The organism is Streptomyces sp. ATLC9 (assembly GCF_057196705.1).
The window spans coordinates 1-10,012 of the sequence record NZ_JBXUOY010000200.1; the positions used below are offsets into that span (position 1 = coordinate 1).

General features: G+C 72.1%; 9 protein-coding genes. 6 read left to right on the forward strand and 3 right to left on the reverse strand.

All coding sequences use genetic code 11. The features are described 5' to 3' along the window. The 6 genes from AC2CJA_RS19235 to AC2CJA_RS19260 form a co-directional block, all read left to right on the forward strand. The coding region (locus AC2CJA_RS19235) for an RsmB/NOP family class I SAM-dependent RNA methyltransferase (protein ID WP_484603945.1) at positions 1-492 on the forward strand (492 nt) is incomplete at its 5' end. A gap of 78 nt (positions 493-570) precedes the next feature. Beyond that, entirely contained in the window at positions 571-1,263 is a 693-nt protein-coding gene (gene rpe / locus AC2CJA_RS19240) for a ribulose-phosphate 3-epimerase (RefSeq protein ID WP_484603946.1), read from the forward strand. A 189-nt stretch (positions 1,264-1,452) separates the two neighbouring features. Next, on the forward strand, positions 1,453-2,448 hold the full coding sequence (locus AC2CJA_RS19245) for a sugar-binding transcriptional regulator (RefSeq protein ID WP_484603947.1): 996 nt from the start codon (positions 1,453-1,455) through the stop codon (positions 2,446-2,448). 96 nt (positions 2,449-2,544) lie between these two features. Further along, on the forward strand, positions 2,545-3,993 hold the full coding sequence (locus AC2CJA_RS19250) for a GuaB1 family IMP dehydrogenase-related protein (protein ID WP_484603948.1): 1,449 nt from the start codon (positions 2,545-2,547) through the stop codon (positions 3,991-3,993). Between the two features lie 59 nt (positions 3,994-4,052). Next, complete coding sequence (locus AC2CJA_RS19255; RefSeq protein WP_484603949.1) at positions 4,053-4,757, forward strand: class I SAM-dependent methyltransferase; 705 nt, start codon at positions 4,053-4,055, stop codon at positions 4,755-4,757. Positions 4,758-4,881: 124 nt separating this feature from the next. Continuing rightward, entirely contained in the window at positions 4,882-6,378 is a 1,497-nt protein-coding gene (locus AC2CJA_RS19260; protein WP_484603950.1) for an amino acid permease, read from the forward strand. 19 nt (positions 6,379-6,397) lie between these two features. Here the strand turns inward: AC2CJA_RS19260 and AC2CJA_RS19265 are convergent, their stop codons facing one another. The 3 genes from AC2CJA_RS19265 to AC2CJA_RS19275 all read right to left on the reverse strand — a co-directional run bounded on the left by AC2CJA_RS19265 (position 6,398) and on the right by AC2CJA_RS19275 (position 9,749). Next, complete coding sequence (locus AC2CJA_RS19265; protein WP_484603951.1) at positions 6,398-6,895, reverse strand: hypothetical protein; 498 nt, start codon at positions 6,893-6,895, stop codon at positions 6,398-6,400. A 101-nt stretch (positions 6,896-6,996) separates the two neighbouring features. Beyond that, complete coding sequence (locus tag AC2CJA_RS19270) at positions 6,997-9,297, reverse strand: DUF6571 family protein (protein WP_484603952.1); 2,301 nt, start codon at positions 9,295-9,297, stop codon at positions 6,997-6,999. Next, complete coding sequence (locus AC2CJA_RS19275; RefSeq protein WP_484603953.1) at positions 9,294-9,749, reverse strand: hypothetical protein; 456 nt, start codon at positions 9,747-9,749, stop codon at positions 9,294-9,296. The genes AC2CJA_RS19270 and AC2CJA_RS19275 overlap by 4 nt, the downstream gene beginning before the upstream one ends. Positions 9,750-10,012: the final 263 nt, after the last annotated feature.

Sequence of the window (10,012 nt, forward strand, 5' to 3'; positions counted from 1 at the left end):
GCCCTGATCGCCGCCGAGAAGCAGCCGCACCGCGCCCGTCTGGTGGCCCGCGCCCTGCGCGGCAACCCCGGCCCCTACCAGGTGGTCACCGCCGACGGCACCCGCCCCGCCTGGCGGCCAGGTTCCTTCGACCGCGTCCTGGTCGACGTGCCCTGCACCGGACTGGGCGCCCTGCGCCGCCGCCCCGAGGCCCGCTGGCGCCGCCGCCCCGAGGATCTGGCGGGCTTCGCCCCGCTCCAGCGCGGACTGCTGACCGAGGCGCTGCGCGCGGCCCGGCCCGGCGGCGTCGTGGGCTACGCCACCTGCTCGCCGCACCCGGCCGAGACCCGCGCGGTCGTCGACGACGTGCTCAGGCACGAGAGCGCCGAGCCGGTCGACGCCCGCCCGCTGCTGCCCGGCGTGCCCTCCCTGGGCGACGGCCCCGACATCCAGCTCTGGCCGCACCTGCACGGCACCGACGCGATGTACCTCGCCCTGCTGCGCCGCACCTGAGCCCGCGGGCCCCGCGGCCGGGCGCGCCCCGGCGCACCTGGGCGCGGGGCCGGACGGGTGACACGACATACTGGGGCCATGGTTCAGATCAACCCCAGCATCCTGTCCGCCGACTTCGCGCGCCTGGCCGAGGAGGCGCGGCGCGTCGGAGGGCCCGAGGGCGCCGACTGGCTCCATGTGGACGTGATGGACAACCACTTCGTCCCCAACCTCACGCTCGGTGTCCCGGTCGTCGAGGCGCTGCGCAAGGCGACCGACACCCCGCTGGACTGCCACCTGATGATCGAGGACCCCGACCGCTGGGCGCCGCAGTACGTCGAGGCGGGCGCCGGGTCGGTCACCTTCCACGCCGAGGCCGCCGCCGCTCCGGTGCGGCTGGCCCGCGAGATCCGCACCAAGGGCGCCCGCGCCTCCATGGCGCTCAAGCCCGCCACGCCGATCGAGCCGTACGAGGATCTGCTGCCCGAGCTGGACATGCTGCTGGTGATGACCGTCGAGCCCGGCTTCGGGGGCCAGGCGTTCCTCGACGTCATGCTGCCCAAGATCCGCCGCACCCGGCAGCTCATCGACAAGCACGGACTCGAGCTGTGGCTCCAGGTGGACGGCGGGGTGTCGGCCTCCACCATCGAGCGGTGCGCCGAGGCCGGCGCGGACGTCTTCGTGGCCGGCTCGGCCGTCTACGGCGCGGACGACCCGGCCGCCGCGGTGCGGGCACTGCGCGCCCAGGCCCGGGAGGCCGCGAACGGAGCCGCCGGCGGATGCGCCCACTGAGGGGCGGCCCGGGGTCCGGGGCCCGGGGCGGCTCCGCGGAGGCGGGCATGGGTGCACCGTGCACGGAGTGGATCAGGACCGCCGCGGATCTGCGAGGATGAACGCGCGGAGTGAGGAACGGCGCGTACACGAGTACGGCGGAACGGTAGCGAGGTGAGTGCGGTGTCGACCGGGCGGTCAGCCACGAGAATGGGTCCCGCCGAGCTGATGCAGGCGGCGGCCATGGCGCGCCGCTTCTATCTGGAGGGCAAGTCCAAGATCCAGATCGCGGACGAGTTCGGGGTGAGCCGCTTCAAGGTGGCCCGGGTGCTGGAGACCGCGCTGGAGCGGGACCTGGTGCGCATCGAGATCCGCGTCCCGGCCGAACTGGACGCCGAGCGGTCCGACGCGCTGCGCGCCCGCTACGGGCTGCGCCACGCCGTCGTCGTCGAGTCGCCCTCGGACGCCGCCGAGGACGCCGCCGACCCGGAGAACCTCGGCGAGGTCGCCGCCGACCTGCTGGGCGAGCTGGTCACCGAGGGGGATGTCCTGGGCCTGGCCTGGGGCCGCTCCACCATCCACATGGCCACCGCGCTGCACCGGCTCCCGCCGTGCACCGTCGTCCAGCTCACCGGCGTCTACGACGCGGGCACCGCCGAGCGCGGCTCGGTGGAGGCGGTGCGCCGCGCCGCCACCGTCTCCGGTGGCGAGGCCCACCCGATCTACGCGCCGATGCTGCTGCCGGACGCGGCCACCGCCGCCGCGCTGCGCGGCCAGACGAGCATCGCCGCCGCGTTCGAGTACTTCGACAAGGTGACCGTGGCCGCGGTCTCCATCGGCTCCTGGGATCCGGGCGTGTCCACCGTCCACGACATGCTCGGGGAGGAGGAGCGCGCCCACTACGCCTCCCTCGGGGTCGCCGCCGAGATGTCGGCGCACCTCTTCGACGCCGAGGGCCGCCGTATCGGCCGCGACCTGGGGGAGCGCTGCATCACCGTCGAGGCCGACCGGCTGCGCCGCGTCCCCGAGGTCATCGCGATCGCGGGCGGCCGCCGCAAGGCCGAGGCGATCGGCGCGGTCCTCCGCTCCGGGCTGGTGACCAGTCTGGTCACCGACACCGCCGCCGCCGACCACCTGCTGCACGAGTTCACCCCCGGCCCCCGGCCCGCGCTGGAGCGGGCCGACCCGGACGAGAACGCGCCCTGAGGGCCCGGGCCCTCAGGGCGTTGGTGGGGACGTACGACGGCGCCCCGCCCACCTGGCCTTCTCTCCATGACCGGGGTCCGGGGCGGGCGTGCAACAATGAAGTACGTGCGATTTCTCAACGACCAGCGGCCCGCGTACGACCTGACGTACGACGACGTCTTCATGGTGCCCAACCGCTCCGCGGTCGGCTCCCGGCAGGGCGTGGACCTCTCCTCGCCGGACGGGACGGGCACCACCGTCCCGATCGTCGTGGCCAACATGACCGCGATCGCCGGGCGCCGGATGGCCGAGACGGTGGCCCGCCGCGGCGGCCTCACCGTCATCCCCCAGGACATCCCCCTGGACGTGGTCACCGACGTCATATCCTGGGTCAAGCGGCGCCACCTGGTCCTGGACACCCCCATCGTCCTGGATCCCTCCGCGACCGTCGCCGACGCCCTGTCCCTGCTGCCCAAGCGGGCGCACGGCGCGGGTGTCGTCGTCGACGGGGAGCGGCGGCCGGTCGGCGTCGTCACCGACTCCGACCTGACCGGCGTGGACCGCTTCACCCAGCTCTCCCAGGTCATGTCCCGCGACCTGCTGCTCCTGGACGCCGGCATCGACCCGCGCGAGGCGTTCACCCGCCTGGACGGCGCCCACCGCAAGCTCGCCCCCGCCGTCGACGCCGAGGGCCGCCTGATCGGCATCCTCACCCGCAAGGGCGCCCTGCGCGCCACCCTCTACACCCCCGCGACCGACGACTCCGGACGGCTGCGGGTGGCCGCCGCCGTCGGTATCAACGGTGATGTCGCCGGCCGCGCCAAGGGGCTGCTCGACGCCGGGGTGGACACCCTCGTGGTGGACACCGCCCACGGCCACCAGGAGTCCGTGCTCTCCACCCTGGAGACGATCCGTGCGCTGGACCCGCGGGTCCCCGTGGTGGCGGGCAACGTCGTCTCCGCCGAGGGCACCCGGGACCTGATCGAGGCCGGCGCCGACATCGTCAAGGTCGGCGTCGGACCGGGCGCCATGTGCACCACGCGCATGATGACCGGTGTGGGCCGGCCCCAGTTCTCCGCCGTCCTGGAGTGCGCCGCCGAGGCGCGCAGGCACGGGAAGCACGTCTGGGCCGACGGCGGTGTGAGGCACCCGCGCGACGTGGCCATGGCACTGGCCGCCGGAGCCTCCAACGTCATGATCGGCTCCTGGTTCGCCGGCACCCACGAGTCCCCCGGCGACCTCCAGCAGAGCGCCGACGGGCGCCTGTACAAGGAGAGCTTCGGCATGGCCTCCGCACGTGCGGTGCGCAACCGCACCGCCGAGGAGTCCGCCTACGACAGGGCCCGCAAGGCCCTGTTCGAGGAGGGCATCTCCACCTCCCGGATGTTCCTCGACCCGGCCCGGCCGGGGGTGGAGGACCTGATCGACTCGATCATCGCCGGGGTGCGCTCCTCGTGCACCTACGCCGGGGCCGCCACCCTGGAGGAGTTCGCCGAGAACGCCGTCATCGGCGTCCAGAGCGCCGCCGGCTACGCCGAGGGCAAGCCGCTGCACGCCAGCTGGTGATCCGCGCTCCCGCGGCCCGCACCCTACCCGGTGGGGGCCGCGGCTGCTTCGATGGACCCATGAGCGAACCGGCGTACGAGGAGACCCACCGGGGCCACAGCGGCACCGGCCCGGGAGCGATCACCCCCGACGGCTGCGCGGTGGAGGTCTACACCCGCGTCCCCGCCGGCGACGAACCCGTCGTCATCGCCTCGGCCGTGCCCGCCGGGGCGAGCCTGCTGGAACTGGGCTGCGGGGCGGGCAGGGTGACCCACTCTCTGCTGGAGCGCGGTTTCGCGGTGACGGCCGTCGACGAGTCACCGCGGATGCTCGAGCACGTGCGCGGCGCCCGCACCGTGTGCTCGCCCATCGAGACGCTGGAGCTGGACGAGCGCTTCGACGTCGTCGTGCTGGCGTCCTTCCTGGTCCACACCGGTGACGTCCGGGTGCGCGACGCGCTGCTGCGCGCCTGCCGCCGGCACGTCGCGGACGGCGGGTGCGTGCTGATCCAGCGCGAGGGCGAGGACTGGCACGAGCGGGTCCCCCGGGAGCGGGAGGCCGGCGGCGGGCTGATCCGGATCGCCGCGGCCGATCCCACCGACGACCCGCGGGTGTCCGCCATCCGCTGCGAGTACGTCTTCCCGGACGCCACCTGGACCCAGACGTTCCTCTCCCGGCGGATGGACCGGGAGGAGTTCGAGGCGGCACTGGCCGGCGCCGGCCTGGCCGTCGACTCCTACCTCACCGACGACCGGACCTGGGTGAGGGCCCTGCCCGCGGAGTGACGTCCGGGACGGCGACGCAGCGGCCCGTACGCGCCTGCACCGGCCACCGCCGGGCGGTGTGCGAGGCTCGGAGGGATCCGCGTGTGACCGGTGTGCGAAAGATCTCCCGAGGAGTCGTCCCGCGATGGACCAGGGCGCCGCTTCCCCCGTTCCCTCTCCCTCCCCAGGCCCCGGCGGGAACCTCTCGCGGCTGACGCGCCGCAAACCCGTCGAACGGCTCGTCGCCGAGAGCGGCCGCGGGGAGGGCGGCCTGCTGAGGCGCTCGCTGGGGGTGTGGCAGCTCACCGCGATCAGCATCGGCGCCACCCTGGGCACCGGCATCTTCGTCGTCCTGGGCGAAGCCGTGCCCGAGGCCGGTCCGGCCGTCACCGTCTCCTTCGCCCTCGCCGGGCTGACCGCGCTGTTCTCCGCCCTGTCCTACGCGGAGCTGGCCGGCGCCATCCCGGTCTCCGGCTCCTCCTACACCTACACCTACGCCACCATGGGCGAACTGCTGGGCTGGGTGATCGGCTGGTGCCTGATCCTGGAGTACGGGGTGTCGGTGGCCGCCGTCGCCGTCGGCTGGGGCGAGTACCTCAACGAACTGTTCGACGGCACCGTCGGCGTCACCGTCCCGGATGCCTTCTCGGCGCCCCCGGGCGACGGAGGGCTCGTCAACCTGCCGGCCCTGCTGGTGGTCCTGCTCGCCATGGCCCTCCTGCTCGGCGGCGCCCGCGAGAGCGCCCGCGCCAACGCCGCCATGGTCGCGGTGAAGATCGGCGCGCTGCTGATGTTCTGCGCCGTCGCCGCCACCGGCGTGCGCGCCGGGAACTACACCCCGTTCGCGCCCCTGGGAGTGGCCGGGATCAACGCCGCGGCCGCGACACTGTTCTTCTCCTACATCGGCTTCGACGCCGCCTCCACCGCCGGGGAGGAGGCCAGGAACCCCCGGCGCGACCTGCCGCGCGCCATCGTCCTGTCACTGGTGATCGTCACGGTGCTGTACTGCCTGGTCGCGGCCGTCGCGGTCGGCGCCCTGCCCTGGCAGGACTTCACCGGCACCGAGGCGGCCCTGGCCAAGATCATGGAGGAGGTCACCGGACGTGCCTTCTGGTCCGTCCTGCTGGCACTCGGCGCCGTCGTCGCCATCGCCAGCGTCGTCCTGGCCGTCCTGTACGGGCAGACCCGGATCCTGTTCTCCATGTCCCGCGACGGGCTGATCCCGAAGGTGTTCTCCCGGGTGCACCCGCGTACCGGCACCCCGCGCGCGGGCACCCTGATCGTGGCCGCCTTCTGCGGCACCCTGGCCGCCGTGGTCCCGCTGGGCCGGCTCGCCGACGCCACCAGCATCGGCACGCTGTTCGCCTTCGCGCTGGTCAACATCTCCGTCGTCGTCCTGCGCCGCACCCACCCGCGGGCGCCCCGCGGTTTCCGCGTCCCGCTCTCACCGCTGCTGCCCGCGCTGGGCTTCGGCTTCTGTGTGTGGACGATGGCCGGCCTGGACGCCGTCACCTGGACCGTCTTCGGTCTCTGGCTGGCCGGCGGCCTGGCACTCTACTTCTCCTACGGCATCCGCCACTCGCGCCTCAACGAGCCGGGCGAGCCGGCCGGGTCGGCCGCCGCTGACCGGACCGGGCGGTAGCGCCCGGTCCGGCACGGGCTCAGGTGCACTCGTCGGACTTCCCGACGGCCTCGGCGTAGGCGACGACGAGCTTCTTCATCGCCGCCTCGTCGGGCTTGCCGGGCTCGTCGACCCTGGCTGCGACGAAGAGGTCGTCATCGGGTTTCCGCGGTTCGGGACAGACGACCTTCCCGACGGCTCCGGTGCCGGAGTAGATGAACCTGCCGTCCTCTGTCTCCTTGTCACCGGGCTCGACGTTGGGGAACACGGAGGCGAACCTGGCCGGCGGAGTCCCCTTCTCCCACCACTCGATGTTGAAGGTGAGCACCTGCGTGTCGTCGACATAGACGAGGCAGCGTGTCATGCCGTCCGCCCTGTCGGAGACAGCGGTGGAGATTTTGTCTCCCGGCGGCAGAAGGGGTTCCGTGAGCTCCGGGGGCACGGTTGTGCCGCACATGGAGGAGGGGATCTCGTAGCTCCTCTCCTGTGTGGAACAGGAGGCCGTTCCGAGGCCGAGGAGCAGCACGAGGACGGACAAGGCTGTGGGCCGGGTTCCTGATCGCATGTGCCTTCCCGGGCGTCTCGGTCCGATTCCCGCCCCGGTGGGCGGAGAGGGAACGACGGGGCTGCGCCGAACAGTCATCCGGGGATCTCCGTGTCAAGGTCGTCCGCCATCTGGGAGACGTTGACCGAGGCGCTGCCGAAACCGTCCTCGTTGCCGCGTCTCACCCAGTCCGCCACCTGGTCGGAGTACGGCAGATCATGCGCCTCAGCAGCCTGGATCGCGGCCGTCTGGCCGTGCCACAGGCTGTTCTCCCTGGAGCGTTCCCATCTCTCGCCCACGTTCTCCCCGGCGTCCTTGAGGTTGCTCGGCTCCAGATCGCCGAAGATCTGTTCCAGGACGACGCTGCTGACCGTGCCGGCGGCCCCGCCGGCGGCGGCTCCGCCGACAGGAGTCGCGATGAAGCTCGTCCCCACGCCGATGCCGGTACCGATGGCACCGGAGACGATGTTCTTCACCTGGCCCATCGACTTCTTGTAGTCCTCGTCCTGCTGACTGGCGTCTGCCAGCACCGCTTCCTGGCGGCCGATGGACAGTGTGCCGCTGATCTCCCCGGATCTGCGTGCGATGTCCTCGATCGTGGTCTGGGGGTTCTGCGGGTACCGCCTGTCCTCCGGGAGGCCGGGGTTCAGGTGGTAGTCCATCAGGTTGGTCATATAGGCCTTCTGGCCCACCTCGACCTTGGAGAACCCCTCCGGGTTCTGGCCCACGCTGACGAGGAAGCGTGTGACGTCGTTGTGGTCCAGTTCGGCGGCGGTGCCGGCGACGGGGAACAGCAGATCGGTGTTCCCGTACTTGTCGTCGGCCATCGCCCGGTTGATGTCGGGCAGGTACTCCGCCGCGATCTGGCCCATGCTGTCCGACAGGTAGCCGCGTTCGGTGAGGCGTTCGGTGTCCGCCGAGACGGAGTCGAAGATCTGCTCCACCAGCCGGGCCTGCTCCGGGCTGTGCGGAGGGGTGTCCGGGCCGGGCTGCTCGCCGGCCGGGTGGCCGGTCGCCGCGGCCTCCAGGGCCCAGCCCATGGCGTTCTGGCCGGCGATGCTCTCCTCGAACTCGGAGTCGTACTGCCTGGGCCAGTCGCGCTCCTCGAAGAGGTACTGGAAGTTGGTCAGGCCGACCTTGCCCTCCTTGCCGTTGCCGTCGGTGTCCCGGGTGAAGTCGTGGTCCTCGTCCTTGGTGACGAAGGTGCCGTTGAAGAAGTCGGTGGCGGCTTCCGGGCTCTTGCCCAAGGCCATCATGAAGCCCGTCATCGGGTCCGAACCCTCGTCGGTACCCGTCCGGTTGAGCATCGGCCCCATGGGGAAGTGCCAGGCCAGCTCCGCGCTGCGGCCGTTGCCGCTGCGCTCCTTCTCGACCCGGACGAGCTCGTCGCCGTAGTTCTTCAGGAACTTGTCGTCGAAGTCGCCCCAGCGCATCAGGTTGCTCATCACCTGGGCGCCCACGGCCCGGGGGTTGTCCTTGCCCGGGACGAACTCGCCGGTCAGCCCGACCATGTCCCGCTCCCAGCGCTGCATGGCGGGGCTGTCGGACTGGGTGGCGGTGGCCAGGGTCAGGCCGAGGTTCTCCTGCAGGCCGCCGTACATGTCCACCCGGGCCTGGCCGAGCCGCATGTTGGTGTGCGGATCGTTGATGCCCGCCCAGAAGTCCAGCACGCCCCGGGGGCCCAGTCCGGTGGCGAACCGCTCGGCGAAGAGGGGGTCGTCCTTGTACCGAGCCATGGTGGAGTTGAAGTCGTCGAACTCCTGCGGGGACATGTCCGAAGGATCCTCGGCGAGTTCGACGGCCCGGTCGGCGGCCTCCATCGCCTCGGCGGCGGCGTCGCGGTCGGTGTAGGAGGCGTCGGAGAAGCCGTAGGGCGTCTGGTCGGCCAGGGCCCTGAGCGCTCTGGCGGCGCTGGAGTCGCTCTCGGCGGCCTTGGCGAGGATGCCCTGCACCTCGTCGCGCAGGGCGGTGACGTCCTCGGGGGTGTGGTCGGGCACGTCGGTGCCTCTGGCGGCGCGGTCGGGGTGGATGTTCATGGTGACGGTGAAGCTGCCGTCGGTGTTGGCGATGACGGTCAGGTTCTTCTTCAGCCCGCGCTCGATGGCGTCGTTGAGCTGCCTGCGGTACTCGACCAGCTCGTCGTGGGTGTCCCTGAGGATGTTGTGGATGGAGGTGGCCTGGGTGTGGGCGTCGGCGAACTCGCCGGTGGTCTTGGCCACGAACTCCCGGGTGACGGCGGCGTTCAGACCGGTCCAGTCGGCCTTGTCGGCCTTGCCCTTGAGCCGGGAGCGGGCGTCGTCCTTCAGGGTGCTCAGCTTCCCGGCCGTCTCCGACCAGTCGGAGACGGCCTTGCCCAGCTTGGAGAAGTCGGCGTGGCGGAGGGCGTCGAGCTTCACTGGCGCCGGGTCCTCTCGTCGAAGCCCTCGTCGAGGGCGGAGACGCTGTTGAACAGCGAGCTGATGTGCTGCTCGTCGTCGGCGTGGGCCTTGTTGCTGTACTCCATGTGGTTGGAGATGTGGGCGCAGGCGTCGGTGAGGGTGCGCAGCTGCTCCTGCCACCGGGTCGCGACGTGCTCCAGGGCGCCGCCGATCTCGAAGTCGCCCTTCAGGCCCGCGGCGGCGCCGGTGCTGCTCTCCCGGGCGTGGTCGCCGTCCTTGCGCAGCCGGGTGTGGAGGTCGAATGCCGCGTCTCCGACGGCGGCCAGATCCTTCTGCGACACCGTGAGCTCACCGGAGGACGTCGAGACGCCTCCCCCTCCACCACCGTCGAGCCGGTTCAGGCGCATCTGTGTGGCCTTCCGCTCGGCGGCCGCCTCCACCAGCTGTCTCCACTCCTCGTCGAACGACACGTTCCCTCCCCCGCGTTCGGCTCCGCCTGTCCGGCCACACGGTATAGAAGCGTGTCTTCCGGCCGCCAGTGAGGGGTGCGCGGAAAAGGGCAGGACCCTCCACCGGCGTGCCGCTGCCGGTGGAGGCAGAACGCCCGGTTCGCGGAGGTGTGGCCGCAAAGAGCCGCCCGGAAATCCGGTAATCCCTTCTCCCGGGCGGCGCCGGCCCGTGTGGCGCTTCGGTGAGGATTCCCCGTCGGCCTTCCGGCGGTCCGGGTCGCGAC